We start from the raw sequence: 15,228 nt of genomic DNA, 5'->3' as shown, positions 1-15,228 counted from the left end.
AGGGAGCAAGTGCTGTTTTTGCCGGGCATTCGTGCGCTTACCGATGCGCGTTTCGCTATTCAAGATCTGGGTAAAGCTTTTTCAATTCCTTGAGCAGGTCGACGAATTTGCGCTCTGCGGGTTTCAGGTCCTGCTCTGGCGCATGCACAAGATAGACGTCAGCTCCGATCGCTTCATCCGCAATGTCGATTGGCCATAGCACCCCGTCGACAATGTCATCCTTCACGGCTGGATACGGCAGAATGCCGATGCCCAATCCGGCGACGATCATTCGCCGGACTTCCTCGAAATTGGTGCTTTCGCCTGTGGTTCTTTCACCGATCCTCGCCCGGTTGCGAAGATCGATCATCGGTTCCAGGCCGCTGGCGCCCGAAGCACAGGAAAAAGAAATAAACGGTTCCTGTCGAAGATCGCGCAGACTGATGGATTCTTGACCGAAATAGGGATGTTCTGCTCCGCAATAGACTTTGAACTCTTCCCGAAACAGCCTGATGGACGGCAAATTTGCGACAGGTTTTGGTAACAGGCAAATGCCGATAGCCACGCTGCCTTTCAAAATATTGTCCAGAATATCCTGACTATTCTGAACTTTGCCGCGGAATATGACTGACGGATACCGCTGATGATAGAGACGAAACAGCTCATCCAATAACGAGGAATGCAGATAGCTGATAATCTGATAGCTGAGTTCGCCACGCTCCTCGGCGGTCGCGTCACGCACAAGAGACTGAATTCGTTCGGCGGAAAGGAAGATTTCCTTGCATTCCTGATAGATCTTTTCGCCACGCAAGGTCAGTTCAAAACTTCTGCTGTCCCTGAAGACAAGTTGACATCCGAGCTGGGCTTCCAGCTTTTGCAGTGAACTGCTGACCGAAGGCTGGCGCAGGCCGAGACGGTTTGCAGCCTTCGTGATCCCCTTTTCTTCCGCGATCACGAAAAAAACCCGGAACAAGTTCCAGTTCAGCTCCTGCTCTTCCGCTTCCATCAGTTTTAAATGTCCCTGCGTCTCCCGTTGACGAACATGATAGTACGAGTGTGATAGAAAAGCAGTATACTAAGTATAGGCATTGTCTATGGCTGTCCGTTGGACACTGAATCCTGGTAGGCGTTAGAAATCCGTATTCTCGAATCCAAACAAGAGGACAGTGAAAATGGCGCCGACATACATGCATTCAGGGAAACGGATGAGCCAGATCGTCATTCACAAAGACACGGTCTATTTGGCCGGTCAGGTCGGATCGGAGGGAACCGACATTGCCACTCAAACGCGAGATGCCCTGTCAGAAGTTGACCGTCTCTTGGCCGAAGCTGGTACGAGCAAATCCAAGGCTCTTCAAGTTATAGTTTGGCTTGCCGATATGGCTGATTTTGAAGCCATGAATGAAGTTTACGATTCGTGGATCGACATTCAAAATCCCCCTGCGCGTGCGTGCGGAGAAGCCAAACTGGCTACACCAGGATATTTTGTAGAATTCATCGTTACTGCAGCAATCTGAGTAGATTTCTATCAGTACTCGTTGAAATTTATCTCTGAATATTGCCCTACTGAATTAGTAAACTAGACGATGGGCTGATTATGTCGTATCCAAGATGTGGTGCGCAGTTCGATATGGGATATCGGGCAAGCGCTGCAACACTGGAGCAGGACTGAATTGGACCGTTGGAGGCCCGGTTTTCAGCCCCCAGAACATCGTCGCGATCCGCTCACGGTCAACCAGACCGCCGCATGGACCACGCTTTGCCTGCAGCCCCGACAACCGGGGCGAATAGCAACGTTTCCTATAAAAAGACCCGAGCGGCCCTGTCTTTGGGGAGGGGTTACATCAAATTAGCGTAGTGGGTGCAGCTAAAAGCTGACTTGTCGGCCGAATGCGAGCAATCAGGAGTGAAAGCACAACCACTTCACTGCACAAAGCTATCAGCAGCTACGTTTCCCGTCGGTAAGTCTGGCAAAGCACCGTCAGCACCAAGAGTTAGCATCGAGCCCAACAGCGAACGTGTGTAGGGATGCTGTGGGGTGTCGAACAAAGCACGCGTAGTAGCTTCCTCTACTTTGCGGCCGAGATACATAACGGCGATCCGGTCGGATAGATGTTGGACTACCGACAAATCATGGCTGACGAAAATCATGGTCAGGTTGAGGTCACGCCGCAATTCCAGCAGCAATTTGATAACCTCCGCCTGTACAGAAACGTCCAAGGCAGATGTTGGTTCATCACAGATCAATACACGTGGGCGAAGGACAAGCGCTCGGGCGATCGCGACGCGTTGCCGCTGGCCACCAGACAGTTCTCCGGGATAGGCATTTGCCAACCTGGCTTTAAGTCCAATGCGTTCAAGCAACTCGTCTACATCTCTGTTGTTCTGTTCGACCCCATGTAGGCGCAACGGCTGGGTCACTAGATCGCGAATTCGTCGCATGGGATTAAGCGATGCATTTGGATTCTGAAAAACAGGTTGAATGAGCCGTACTCTCTCGGCGACAGGGATTTTTTCGATTGGACGCCCATCAATACGCACTTCGCCTGCATCCGGCTTGCGCAGCCCAAGGATCATGTTCAGTGCAGTGCTCTTACCACTACCGGATTCGCCAACCAGGCCAAGGGTTTCACCTTCATGCAGCTCTATAGAAAGCTGGTCCACAGCCACAATTTTCTCGGGCTCTTTGAACATGCCGCGCCGCAGGTGGTAGGCCTTAGCAATACTATCAACTTCAATCACGGGAGGAGACATGCGCGATAGTTGACGCCTTGGCATGCTCCCCGGAGTTGGAATAGCTTTCAGCAGCTTCTGGGTGTAATGATGAGCAGGGTTTCTAAACAACTCATCGCGCGGCGCGCGTTCGATGATCTGGCCATCAAACATCACAGCTACTTCTGTGGCGACGGCCGCAACTACACCAAGATCATGGGTTATAAAAAGCAGACCAAGGCCCATTTCCTCCTGCAAGTCTTTCAGCAATCTCAGGATTTGCGCCTGAATGGTAACATCCAGGGCTGTCGTAGGCTCATCTGCAATCAATAGCTTAGGTCGGCACATCAGTGCTTGAGCGATCATAATGCGTTGCCGCTGACCGCCCGAAAATTCGTGGGGATAGAGCGGTAGCCGTGAGGCTGCTCGGGTGATACCAACACGCCCGAGCATATCAATGGCACGCGCATTGGCTTGTTTTCGCGACAGACGCTCGAAACGTATCACCGCCTCGGTTAATTGCTTTCCTATAGTAAGTGTCGGATTTAGCGCGGCAGTCGGGTCCTGAAAAATCATCGCCATCTTTGTTCCCCGCAATCTTCGCAGGGCGGTAGCAGAATTGCCGTTAAGGGTTGTTCCGCAGATCGAAAAACCATCGTTCTTCTGTATGGCATAGCGCGGCAAAAGTCCCATGATCGCGTTTGCGGTCATCGACTTACCGCATCCGCTTTCACCAACTAAACACAATGTTTCGCCAGCGTTCACCTGGAGGTCCACACCTCGAACGGCTTTCAACGTGCCGTCATCAGTTGGGATTGAGACGCGCAGATTGCGGATGTCAAGCAAGGGTTCGGTCATTTGCGTTTTGGCCCCGTGATGTCACGCAACCCATCGCCAAACAGGTTGACCGCAAGAACGAGCAGGCAGAGCAAGCTGCCCGGTAGGGCGATCAGCCATGGGTCAAAAAGAATGTTGTCGCGCCCCTCTGCGATCATTAGTCCCCACGAGGGCGTGGGAGGGCGCACTCCCAAACCCAAGAAAGACAGAGCCGCCTCCAGAAGAATGACATTAGCCACTTCCAGAGTAACAACTACCAATATTGTGCTGCGCATGTTCGGCAGGATTTCCAAAAACAAAATTCGGGGAATTCTGGCACCGATCGCCCTAAGGCCGATGATGAACTCTTGGCTTCGTAAACTTTGTGTCGCCGCCCGCGTAACAACGGCGAACCGGTCCCACAGCAAGAGGCCCATGACCAGGATCAAAGTGCGTAGCGATGCGCCACCGACGGCGACCGCAGCGAGCGCCACCAGGACGATGGGAAGTGATAACCGCGTTGTAATTATAAAACTTATAACCATATCGACGCGACCGCCGAAGTAACCGGCAAACAGGCCCAAAGTGATCCCTATCGAGCCGGCCACCAAAATCACCCCTGCACTCACACCAAGAGACACACGAGATCCATAGATCAATCGCGAGAGATAATCTCTTCCCAGATGATCTGTTCCAAGCAGATGTTCGGATACCGACCGGTCATGCCAGAATGGCGGCAATATACGGCGCGAGAGGTCTTGCGCATACGGATCATGCGGAGCCAACAGTGGCGCGAGTATTGCCATCAGGACAAAGATGATGAGGATACCGCCACCTATCGTTACTCCTGAATTTGTAAGGATACGTCGCAATACCGGGCTTGAACGAGAGTTGACAACTTGATCGGTCACACTGAGGCTCCCCGCAATCGTGGGTCAAGGAGCGCGTTAAAAATATCGGCCAATGTTGTGAGCACAACATAAAGCAATGACAGCAGCAGAATAATCGCCTGAACGACAGGTAGATCGCTTCGCAACAATGATTCCCAGGCCAGCCGACCCATGCCATTCAGGGCGAATACGCTTTCAATGACAATGGATCCGGATAACAGCTGCCCTAGTTGCACAGCCGACAGTGACACGAGTGGCAGTACAGCGTTACGCAAAGCATGTTTCCAGATGACCTGACGTGCCGGCAATCCTTTGGCGTAGGCGGCACGCACATAATCCGATGCCAGAACATCAATCATTCCGGAACGGGTGATCCGCATCATTTCTGGAAGTGCGTAATAGCTAAGTACGATCACTGGCAAGATGTAACCTTGCCATTCGTCAGTGCCGGAGATGGGCACCCATCCGTACCAGACACCAAAGACAACAATTGCCATCAATCCAAGCCAGAAGCTGGGGATTGCCTGCCCGGTGACAGCGAGTATCAGCGCGATCCGGTCAATCAGGCCGTTGGGATGCATGGCTGCGGCGATCCCCAGCGGAACCGCAACTATCAGAGCTACGCCAAATGCTATGAATCCTAGTGTTAACGTAACACCAATCCGGTTGCCGATGATTTCCGAAACAGGGATGTTGAAGTAGATCGACTGTCCTAAATTACCTTGGAGAGCGGACCAGATCCAATCCACATATTGAACGAGAATTGGTCGATCAAATCCATAAGCGACCCGAATTGCCTCCGCATCTTCTGCGCGGCCACCTGAGCCTGCGATAGCAATCGCCGGGTCACCAGAGAGAAACATCAAGGCAAAGCTGATTGCCGAGACCGCAAGGCAGACAAAAAAAGCTATCACGAGCCGTTTGAGTATGAATACCGTCATTTAGGCCAAACAAGAAAAAGGGAGTGAACCACAAAGCAGTTCACTCAGTCATGAGGGAGACTTTATTTCCAGTCGGCCTGCCACCATCTGGCAAATTCATCCGGGTGCGGAGTGAAAGACAGATCAGGAGAAAGGCCGTAGTTGACGTTGAAATTATACATCGGCATCCAATAGGCTTGTTCTGCAATCCGCTTTACGGCCTTGGTGTAAAGTGCCTCGCGCTCAGCGCGATCTGATGATGTGTCGGCTTCTTTCAACCATTGCGCCAGTTCCGGGTCTTGCACAAGATCATCTGCTCCACCCCCAAAAAAGTTTGATAGAATAAAGACGACGTCGCCGATCCCATAACTTCCCCAATTCGAGAAGAAGGCGGGAACTTCCTTGTTGCGCCATTGACCTATGCCAGCCGCGTATTGCTGTTCGTTCAAGTTCACTGTGACGCCGACATTTGCCAAATCGCCGGCGACTGCCTCGGCAGTTGCTCGCGGCATCGCGGCAAAGATCATTTCAAGCTCAAACCCATCAACGTAACCCGCATCGGCAAGAAGCGCTTTCGCTTTGTCGGGGTTGAACTCATATTGAGCCACATCTTGTGCGCAGCCAAATTGTGCTGGGTTGCAGGGTGTGTTCAGTACCTTCGATGCGCCACCGGCAAAGGCGTCGACAATAGCGCCGCGGTTCGTTGCGTGGATAAGGGCCTGACGTACTTTGGGATCAGATACAGGGCTGTCACCATTCAAAGCCTCGGGTGCAAATCCTACGTAGCCGATACGCATGATTGGCGCGCTAATGATCTGAACGCGACTTTCAAGTCTAGCGGCTTGATCGGGTGGAATCCGCCAAATCCAATCCAAGTCACCCGCCATGAGTTCGGCGTACTGAGTATTCATCTCGGGTATTGAGCGCACGACAATCCTGTCGATACTGGCGCCACTCTTCGGGCTGTCCGCATAATGATCTTCAAAACGCTCCAACACATAGCGTACCCCGGGCTCTTGTTCGACAAGCCGGTATGGTCCGGTGCCGATCGGAGTTCTGCTTATGCCGTCAGTACCGTTCTTTGAAAAGAATTCATGAGGATAGATCGATAATGCGTCGGCCAGCATCTCCACAGCACCAGCGAAGGGCTTGGACATATTGATGCGCACCTTATAGTCGTCGATTTTTTCGACACTCTCGATCCAGTCAACCGAGATCAAATAACGTGTTCCGTAGTCAGGGTTGATCACCGTATTGAGTGTAGTTACGACATCATCTGCAGAAAACGCAGCGCCATTGTGAAACTTCACACCCTTCCTGAGTGTAAATTCTATGGTTAGCGGACCTGTAAATTCCCAGCTTTCGGCCAAGGCAGGCAAAATTTCGCCAGTATCCAAGTCTTTGTAAAGCAGTCCGTCGTAGATATGCCGCGTGAGGATCAATCCTTCACGACCTGCAATCTTGTAAGTGTCCAATGGTTCAGGTTCTGCAGCAAAGGCAACATTCAATGTATTGTCATCCTTACCGGCAGATGCTGGCATGGAAAGGCTCAGCGATATGATCGCCGCAAAAGCTATAGTTACGGTGTTTATTCTTCGAATCATCTGAGTGTTCCCCGTTGCTTTAAAACTGTCTGGGCGGTACGTCTCCACTGTGGCATTTATTTTTCTTGAAAGAATGAGATCGTAGGCAGGGCGGGGTCAAATAGAGTTGCCCTATGTTATCCATAGACTTCCTCGCACCCGAAAAACGCGGCCGCCTAGTTGGTCGGGCCTGAGGTAATCGTTTCCGACGCGACTGGCATTTGGAACACACCAAAGAAGCGTCACAACTAGGCGCTGCCCGTGGGCAAATAACCGCTAGCCAGGCTCGGTGAAATGCGCCACCGCGCAGCGCTTGAAATGGTCAATGCAATTGGCCGTGCCCATCTTGGCCCTTCTACCTTAAAATTAGTGAAGAAACCTTCGGTGAACTTGGAGCCCTTTCGAAGGCCACGAAGCCACTTGACCCGATATTCTTTGCAGAAGCTCTCTAGGGGCTATACAAACACAATAAGCGCTTGCAGACTTGGAAAGACTGCCGTCTTAAGTCACCTCGTTCAAGAGTCATATCCTGCAAGCAAAGACCCGGCTTGCATCCAAGAAATTCTTCGTTACAAAGAACGTGGATTTAGCTCCTGGATTGATCCAGAGCATCCATGTCAAGAGCGTGTGTTAAAGCGGCCCTGGCTAGTCTTAGTTACTTCTTCGAGGTAATCATCATTGCGCCCAGGCCATCCTGGTCTGCGCCCTACTTCGGCGGCATATCATTATGATGATCGAAGAGTTCGGGAGGTGGGTTGATTTCCGCGTAACTCTTTCCCTTTCGGAGCTGTTCAATCACCTTAGGTTCTTGGCCTTGGAGCTCGTGCGCTTTCGCAGCTATAGCGGCAACATCTTCCGGGTTTAGAACGACGACCCCATTTTCGTCGGCAAGAACGACGTCGTCCTGTTTCAGGACCACGTTTCCACATTTGATCTTTAAGCGTATGGAGCCATGTCCTTTGCCAATCTTGGTCGTAATAGGTGAAAAGCCTCGGCACCAGATTGGAAAACCTGCCTCAACAATTGCAGCTCTGTCGGTGATATAGCCGTCAATGACAGCTCCAACAGCGCCGCGCTCCTGCGCGGCTACCGTCATCACCGCGCCCCAACATGCGTGTTTTCTATCATTCATACGATCAACTACAATTATTTGGCCCGGCTCCACTTCGGACACTGCGTGGACCAACGCGGTTCCATCATCACCACCAAAACGGCAGGTGAATGCCGTACCAAAAATGCGCGCCTGAGGAACAATTGCAGATATTTCCGGGTCTAAAAAACCTTCGGTCATGAAGTGCCCGATCGTCGCTGTTTCAACTCCCGTTAGGCTTGAAAGCGCAGTTTCTATTTCAGATCTCAGCATCGCCCATCCTCGATTTTAACGACATAAAACAAATGGGGGTTCATGTCGTCAAATAGGTATGGTCTATAATTAACATTGCCGCTTGGCGGCTAGTCAGGATGAACCTCATGAACCCATCAACAACTGGAGAAGCAATGAGATTTCGCGATACTGACGCTGCACAACTAATGACGTGGATGGATATCCCGCCAGAGCATGAGGACGAATTCAATGCCTGGTATGACAAAGAACATCTAGCAGAACGTGTTGCTATACCCGGGTTCGTCTGGGCACGACGCTATCAGGCTGCGGACGCTAGCGTCCGGAAATATCTGGCGCTGTACCGGGTGGGGTCGATTGATGTGCTCGCGTCTCCAGCGTACCAAAATGCGATTGAAGATCAGAGCTATTGGTCCAAAACCAACTTGGATCGCATCACCAACACCTTTCGGCGCGTGATGAAAGTCGACTGGATTAGTGGTATTGGTACCGGGTCATACATTTCGTTGATTATCACCAATCAATCGGTGTTAGCACGTGCTACGATGCTGAGCTCAGCCGAGATCGCAAAGTCTACCCCTGGAATACTCGGTATTCACGGTTTGAGCCCGGATATGCACTTATCGACTTCCATGCCGCGGGAGGGATCTGATCACAGGAAGCGGACAGGGTGTATCGTCGCAGATGCAATTCACCGGAAAGCTGCCACCGAGTTCCGCGATCGACTGATGGAGGCAGTACCGGATCAGATTCAGGACGGGCTCATATTCAGCCTAATGTGGGAGCTGCGCTTTGAGGAGCTTGAACGATGAGTGATATATGTATGTATTGGGCACGATGCCCTGCTTCTTTATCAATCTTATTGTGCCCAAGTATCTGACTTAAAAACAATTGCGTTTTTTCGGACAGGGAAATATCACCTCATTCAGAAAGCACACCGCCGTCTTTTCGGCTGTATTCTTTGGCGTCTTTCGCGCCTAAATTTGCGCCAGCGCGCACGCAATTTTCAAAAATAGTAAGGTTTGGGAGGCATTGAAGTGATGAAAGCACATCCCAACGTCGGCCCGGCTCATGTTGATGTTCTTGAGTTCTGAGGGCAAGACGATACCTTCAACCACGACTTCACCTGCCAGTTGTTCCTCAAGCGTATTTATGCATCCGATTAGTGTCAACTTGCGAGAACCGGACCGACCGCAGATGACTATCCACTCTACTCAATTGACAGTAGGGTTGTTGCTTTGGAGCACCTGGAATGCACCATACCACTTTTCTTTGTTCTTTTTGCTCGCCACCTCATCGCTGACATCCATTTTTTGCAGCCCAAGCCATGCGAAGCCTAATTCTGCATTGACCGTTTATCACATGGCGTCAATCCAATCATTTTGAATTGCATTAGATGTTGTGGCAGCCCGCAATTCGTGAGTTGGTTCAACATTCGGCAATACACTCAATCTCGATGTCCATGTTTATGGACCAGGGTTTTACAGCTATAAATGATCGCACTGGATAAGGCTCTTCGAAGTGCTTTTTATAGACCTCATTGACAGGGCCAAAATGGCTTGTGTCAGTGACGAAGATTGTTGTTTTGATAACCTTGGACATCGAAGATCCAGCTTCTTCGAGTGCTTGCTTCATCAAAGCCAATACGGCCTCAGCCTGACTTTCAACCGATCCTTCCACCAGGGTTCCATTTTCGAGGTCAATGGGGGGAACACCACAACTGTATAAAGTTCCATGGCTTCGCACCAAAATGGAGGTGGGCGTTTTGAGTTTTGCGAGTAGCTTATCGGTTTTTGGAAGACTGACTTTTTCTCTCATTTTTGTATCCTGGAGGTGACAGCCTCGTGCATCGTTTATGCTCAACTCCGCTAACGTCAGAACATAACAACAGGCAGATCACGAAAGTGGCAAAAGTTATAGACTGTCTACAGCCAGATTGATCCGCTATAGAGCGTGCGCCGCAATTGTTAGAGATACGGCACTCAGACCAACCGCGATGAGCGGCCTAGTCACATTCCTCATAGTTTTCCTCCCCTAGGTCTATAAAATAGTATACCATCATAATGAAAGCAGCGACGAATCTACCGATTTACAGGAATTGTGACGCCCTATGCCAGCAATAGGTATACGATATAGCAGGAAGTTTGACGGGATTGAGATTAGTGGTTTCAAATATCTCAGAAGGTGAAATTCGCTTCCTGGAGGTGATATCAGGTGAACATCAGGGTGGAAATCGTGGATTTTGATCACTCGATGAATCAATTGTCACGATTGGCAGACCGGATGGATCTGGATTCCTCCAATGCGCCACGAAGAGCAGCTGACGTGATCCGAGAGGCGATCATCTCTGGTCTTTTACAAAGTGGTACTGCTTTAAAGCAATCCAGTATCGCAGATGCACTACAGACTAGTAAAATTCCTTTGCGAGAAGCCCTGCATCAACTGGAAGGTCAAGGTTTAGTAGACTTTGAGCCTAATCGTGGGTTTGTGGTCTCTGCGACGTCTGTGTCCGAAATGTTTGAGAGTTTCAAACTTCGACTTCACTTGGAAAAGTTCGCCGTCCGGGAGTCACTCCCAAAGGCAACAGAAAGCGATTTGGACAAAGTCGAAGCATTGATTGATGACTTCGAGAAGCTGACGGATGTATCCGTGTCCAGCCATTGGAACCTCAGGCTGCATCTGGCTTTCTACGCTCCAGCCAAAATGCGTCATCTCGAACGGATGATCACGAGGGCGCATACGATCGCCCATCGATACACACACATTTATATGCAGCATCATGGCCAGAGCGTCGTCTCACAAGATGAACATCGCAAAATCCTAGACGCCTATCGCCAAGGCGAGGTTGATCTCGCCGTCACACTCATGGACAGCCATATTTCAGTAGCTTCAAACCGCTTCGCTCGAGACCTTGAGCCAAGGTTGCAACATGAAAAATAAGGCTAGTTCTGTGCACCGACTTCTAGCCAAGCCGAGACAGACTGTCTGTCTTGCCAGCATGTCGGCTGTCTCAAGACCAATCCGCGAGTTGTAACGCATCCAGGGGAACAATTCAGCCAGTAAGTCTTTGAAGCATAAGCGGTCGTAGAAGCCGCACCAGAAAATGTAATTCCAGTAGAAAAGGAGAACACAAATGAAACAACAGATTATGAAGTTGGCAAGCGTATTTGGGATGGCGGTCCTTTTGGTCGGGGCAAGCTTATCCTCGGTTGCCGCAGACGCTCTGGAGGATATCAAATCTAGCGGTACGATCAAAATCGGTATCTTTCCCGACTTTCCGCCATTCTCCTCTGCGAGCTCGGACCTGAGTATCCAGGGTTATGACATCGACGTGGCTAACTTCATTGGCGAGAAATTGGGCGTTGACGTTGAACTCGTGAACGTGACGGGCCAAAATCGCATTCCACTTCTTAATGACAAGCGCGTCGATGTTCTTATGAGCGTCGGCTACAGCGACGAGCGCTTCAAAGTCATCGACTATGCGGCACCCTATGCCCCGTATTACATCGGAGTAATCGGGCCGGCAGCTATGAAAATCGAGAATGAAGCAGATCTGGCAGGCAAAACCGTTGCCGTGAACCGAGGCACATTGGAAGACACCTCGCTCACGAAAGCTGCATCCGATGACACGACAATCCGGCGTTTCGACAACTACAGCGCAGTCATCCAAGCTTTCATCTCAGGCCAGGTTGATCTGATGGTAGTCGGTAATGATGTAGGCGCACGGGTTCTTGCAGAACAGACGGACCTCGAGCCAGAACAGAAGTTTCAGCTTTTGACGTCGCCCTCCCATGTCGCTTTGAACCATGACGAAGAGCCGTTGAAGGCTGCGCTTAAGGAGGCGATAGCTGAAATGATGGAGTCAGGCGCATTGAACACTTCATCTGAAAAATGGCTCAAAGTTCCGCTTGATCCGGCGAATCTCGTCAGGAATTAGGCGGACATGAGCCTTGAGGTACTCAAGGAGGCGCTGAGCGCTATCGCGCAAGGCGTCTCCATGACACTGTTTTTGATTTCGGTCACTGCGGTGGTGGGTGTTGTTCTCAGCACGCTTTTGGCAGCAACGAAACGCAGTGGATATCGTCTGCTACGTGTACTGGTCGTTTGTTACGTCGAGTTGATCCGCAATACACCGTTCCTGGTTCAACTGTTTTTCATATATTTCGGACTTCCAGCCTTGGGCATCCGACTTGATCCGGTATACGCCGCCCTTCTCGCTATGATTTTAAATGTGACGGCTTATACGACAGAAATCATCGGGGCTGGCCTGGATGCTGTGCCAAGCGGGCAATGGGATGCTTTCCAGGCGCTAGGGTTGCGTAAGCACATAGGCTTCCTCAAAGTTATCTTGCCGCAAGCGTTGATCGTAATCTATCCCGCGCTCGCCAGTCAGATAATAATCATGATGCTGGAGTCCGCTGTTGTCTCACAGATCGCAGTGCGTGAACTCACACATATGGCGGAGCTTTGGCAATCTAAGACATATCGTGCTTTTGAGGCCTATTCAGTCGTGGCGGTTATCTATCTGCTCATGGCCATCTCAATGCGTCGCTTTTTGGTGGCGATTGGGAGACGCTTTATTTCGGCGGACATCACATGATTGAATTTAGCAACTGGGACATCATTCGGAATCTGCTTCTTGCTGCACGCTGGACACTGGCCCTGTCCGCAATTGCCTTTTTGGGAGGCGGTCTTGTTGGTCTAGGCATCATGACAATGCGTATCTCATCTCGCCGCTATGTTAGGACCCTCGCAAAAGCTTACATCGGCCTATTTCAAGGCACACCTTTGATCCTGCAGCTCTTCATTATTTTCTTCGGATTACCAATGTTAGGCCTTCGGACCGACGCATGGGGTACAGCCGCCCTTGGCTTAACCTTCTATGCCAGCGCGTTCTTGGGTGAGATCTGGCGTGGCGGGGTACAAGCAGTCGATAAAGGCCAATGGGACGGTAGTGCAGCGCTTGGCCTGAGTTGGTATCAGCAAATGCGTCTCATTATTTTGCCTCAAGCGTTCGACTATGTTCGTGCACCAACCGTAGGCTTTCTTGTTCAGCTAATCAAAGCCACTGCCGTAACCTCGATTATCGGTTTCGAAGAACTTGTACGAGTGGCCGGGGTCATAAATAATGCCACATTCGAGCCACTGAAGGTTTACGGCTTTGTCGCTCTCATCTTCTTCTTGATTTGCTTGCCTCTAACTCTGTACTCGCGAATCCTGGAACGCAAGGCTGCTCAGGGTGGATAGATTTCTCACTGACTCATGGACAAGCTTGCAGGATCAAACAGAAAAACACACTTGAGCGCGTCTTTGAGCCCATCAAAGACGCGCCGATGATACTAAGTAAGTCGACCAACGGTCGCATATGCATCGAAGCAATCTTCACGCAATCAGCCGAGACGACCGCGCAGCTCATTCAACTCGGCGCAGGTCGCGTTGGCGAAGGCGAAGCGAAGAAACGGCATCTGACCGCTGCCGAAGAAAGCGCCGGGTAATGTCACGACACCTCGCTGTTGCGCCAAATACGCCGCTGCCTCCACCGAAGAGCTGAAATCCAATGGGTGCCTCACATAGCTGAAATAGCTGCCAATCGAGATGATGGCCCAACCGGGTAGATCAGCGATTACGGCTTCAAGTGCTTTTTGCCGATTCAGGATTTCTTGGCGGTTCTGTTCACGCCACGCATCGAGTTCATTCAGTCTTTCAGCCACGGCAACTTGCGGTGGACGCGGCGCGCATATTTGCAGATTGTCCATGATCTTCGTGACAGCTTGGATGATTTGTTCACCCGCCAAGATTGCGCCGAGGCGGTGGCCTGGAATGCACAGTGACTTTGAGAAGCTGTAGAGACCGATGAAGTGATCTTGCCATTCCTTCTTTTGCAGCAACGAGTGCGGTGCAGCGTCGGAGGGCCCAAAATCGCGATAGGTTTCATCCAGTACGAGCCAGATTCCTTTTTTGGCGCACAAGTCAAAAAGCTCATTGATGAGTAAGGGCGGGTAGATTGCACCTGTTGGATTGTTTGGTGTCACACAAACGATTGCTTTCACGTCAGATGTGATCGCCATTCTGAGTGCGTCGATGTCCGGCAGGAACCGGTTGTCGGCTTGTGTCGCAACCGTTTTGATTTTTATTCCAAACATGTCCAGAGTGGTTTCATGATTGAAGTATAGCGGCGTCAGTAGAAGCATGCTGTCGCCTTTACCCGCCAGCGCTGTCGCAATCACCGAAAATGCCTGATTGCACCCTGACGTTATATGAGTCTGCGAAGAAGAGATTGAAGCTTGATAGAGCGCTGATACATGTGTGGCGTAGGCAACGCGTAGCTCGGTTTCGCCTTCAATATCTCCATAGCCGAGCAATTCAGGCCGGCCTGCAGCGCTCTTCAATGCCTCCAACAACGATGGATGAGTAGCGTATCCTGGAACCGCTTGCGACAGGTCGATCAGCGGCCCCAACTTACCATCATATCGTGCAGCAGATTGTTGAACCAATGGAATAGGCGGTGGCTTCAGCGCAGCAACAGACGGATTAATATTAAGTACCTTCATGTAGCGCCCTCGTAAATAGAACAGAGCTCAAACGATTATAACTGCTCTTGAACGAAAAAAAGGCAAATCGCCAACAGAAAAATCCTTTGAGACAGCAATTTTTTACGTCCCTTATTATTTTTTCGTTGAAGACAATAACAAATATGGCGTCTTAATCAGCTGAAATTTGGTAATTTCCATTTTAGGGGTATCAGAAGATACGCTACACATAATTTTACCGTCCAAAAGTCAACTTACCAATTAATCTTGAAATGACCTGCTGGATAACTAACGTAATCTGTTTCACAGAAACCCTGGACTTTTTGATCCATCTTCCCCGTGTTGACCGCTTGGCAATTTACGAGAAGATGCTCATGTCAAACGGTCCTAATCATCGGAAGCAGGACGTCAAGACCAATTCCCGTATGCCAACGTGTAATGATAACCGAGAATTAT

The 15,228-nt window shown here is 50.5% G+C and carries 14 protein-coding genes; 6 read left to right on the top strand and 8 right to left on the bottom strand.

The window, feature by feature from the left end:
* Positions 1-55 precede the first annotated feature (55 nt).
* Complete coding sequence (locus ABVF61_RS30300) at positions 56-985, bottom strand: LysR family transcriptional regulator (RefSeq protein ID WP_353997354.1); 930 nt, start codon at positions 983-985, stop codon at positions 56-58.
* Positions 986-1,151: 166 nt separating this feature from the next.
* On the opposite strand from ABVF61_RS30300, the gene ABVF61_RS30295 reads away from it, so the two are divergent.
* Complete coding sequence (locus tag ABVF61_RS30295) at positions 1,152-1,496, top strand: RidA family protein (RefSeq protein ID WP_353997353.1); 345 nt, start codon at positions 1,152-1,154, stop codon at positions 1,494-1,496.
* Between the two features lie 406 nt (positions 1,497-1,902).
* Here the strand turns inward: ABVF61_RS30295 and ABVF61_RS30290 are convergent, their stop codons facing one another.
* The 5 genes from ABVF61_RS30290 to ABVF61_RS30270 all read right to left on the bottom strand — a co-directional run bounded on the left by ABVF61_RS30290 (position 1,903) and on the right by ABVF61_RS30270 (position 8,263).
* The gene (locus tag ABVF61_RS30290; RefSeq protein WP_353997352.1) at positions 1,903-3,549 is read right to left on the bottom strand and encodes a dipeptide ABC transporter ATP-binding protein; all 1,647 of its coding nucleotides are present in this window, start codon (positions 3,547-3,549) and stop codon (positions 1,903-1,905) included.
* On the bottom strand, positions 3,546-4,418 hold the full coding sequence (locus ABVF61_RS30285; protein ID WP_353997351.1) for an ABC transporter permease: 873 nt from the start codon (positions 4,416-4,418) through the stop codon (positions 3,546-3,548). The genes ABVF61_RS30290 and ABVF61_RS30285 overlap by 4 nt, the downstream gene beginning before the upstream one ends.
* Positions 4,415-5,338, bottom strand: a complete 924-nt coding sequence (locus tag ABVF61_RS30280; protein ID WP_353997350.1) for an ABC transporter permease — start codon at positions 5,336-5,338, stop codon at positions 4,415-4,417. Before ABVF61_RS30280 ends, ABVF61_RS30285 begins: the two co-directional genes overlap by 4 nt.
* A gap of 62 nt (positions 5,339-5,400) precedes the next feature.
* Positions 5,401-6,921 (bottom strand): ABC transporter substrate-binding protein, encoded by a 1,521-nt coding sequence (locus ABVF61_RS30275; RefSeq protein WP_353997349.1) that lies wholly within the window; start codon positions 6,919-6,921, stop codon positions 5,401-5,403.
* 685 nt (positions 6,922-7,606) lie between these two features.
* Positions 7,607-8,263 (bottom strand): RraA family protein, encoded by a 657-nt coding sequence (locus ABVF61_RS30270; RefSeq protein WP_353997348.1) that lies wholly within the window; start codon positions 8,261-8,263, stop codon positions 7,607-7,609.
* A gap of 107 nt (positions 8,264-8,370) precedes the next feature.
* On the opposite strand from ABVF61_RS30270, the gene ABVF61_RS30265 reads away from it, so the two are divergent.
* Positions 8,371-9,054 carry a hypothetical protein gene (locus ABVF61_RS30265; protein WP_353997347.1) on the top strand — a complete coding sequence of 228 codons (684 nt, stop codon included), beginning with the start codon at positions 8,371-8,373 and terminating at the stop codon, positions 9,052-9,054.
* A gap of 616 nt (positions 9,055-9,670) precedes the next feature.
* On the opposite strand, the gene ABVF61_RS30255 is transcribed toward ABVF61_RS30265, so the two are convergent.
* Positions 9,671-10,060 carry a RidA family protein gene (locus ABVF61_RS30255; protein ID WP_353997346.1) on the bottom strand — a complete coding sequence of 130 codons (390 nt, stop codon included), beginning with the start codon at positions 10,058-10,060 and terminating at the stop codon, positions 9,671-9,673.
* A gap of 396 nt (positions 10,061-10,456) precedes the next feature.
* On the opposite strand from ABVF61_RS30255, the gene ABVF61_RS30250 reads away from it, so the two are divergent.
* From ABVF61_RS30250 to ABVF61_RS30235, 4 genes are all read left to right on the top strand, one after another.
* Positions 10,457-11,182 (top strand): GntR family transcriptional regulator, encoded by a 726-nt coding sequence (locus tag ABVF61_RS30250; RefSeq protein WP_353997345.1) that lies wholly within the window; start codon positions 10,457-10,459, stop codon positions 11,180-11,182.
* A 193-nt stretch (positions 11,183-11,375) separates the two neighbouring features.
* On the top strand, positions 11,376-12,179 hold the full coding sequence (locus tag ABVF61_RS30245) for a transporter substrate-binding domain-containing protein (protein ID WP_502950037.1): 804 nt from the start codon (positions 11,376-11,378) through the stop codon (positions 12,177-12,179).
* Positions 12,180-12,185: 6 nt separating this feature from the next.
* Positions 12,186-12,842, top strand: coding sequence for an amino acid ABC transporter permease (locus ABVF61_RS30240; RefSeq protein ID WP_353997344.1), 657 nt, complete (start codon positions 12,186-12,188; stop codon positions 12,840-12,842).
* A complete protein-coding gene (locus ABVF61_RS30235; RefSeq protein WP_353997343.1) occupies positions 12,839-13,489 on the top strand; it encodes an amino acid ABC transporter permease in 651 nt (216 codons plus the stop codon). Before ABVF61_RS30240 ends, ABVF61_RS30235 begins: the two co-directional genes overlap by 4 nt.
* A gap of 143 nt (positions 13,490-13,632) precedes the next feature.
* Here ABVF61_RS30235 and ABVF61_RS30230 read toward each other — a convergent pair whose 3' ends face one another.
* Positions 13,633-14,793 carry an aminotransferase gene (locus tag ABVF61_RS30230; RefSeq protein WP_353997342.1) on the bottom strand — a complete coding sequence of 387 codons (1,161 nt, stop codon included), beginning with the start codon at positions 14,791-14,793 and terminating at the stop codon, positions 13,633-13,635.
* Between the last annotated feature and the right edge of the window lie 435 nt (positions 14,794-15,228).

The organism is Roseibium sp. HPY-6, assembly GCF_040530035.1.
GTDB lineage: Bacteria > Pseudomonadota > Alphaproteobacteria > Rhizobiales > Stappiaceae > Roseibium.
The sequence above is the reverse complement of the archived record's forward strand: the minus strand, read 5'-3'. Positions and strand labels throughout refer to the sequence as shown.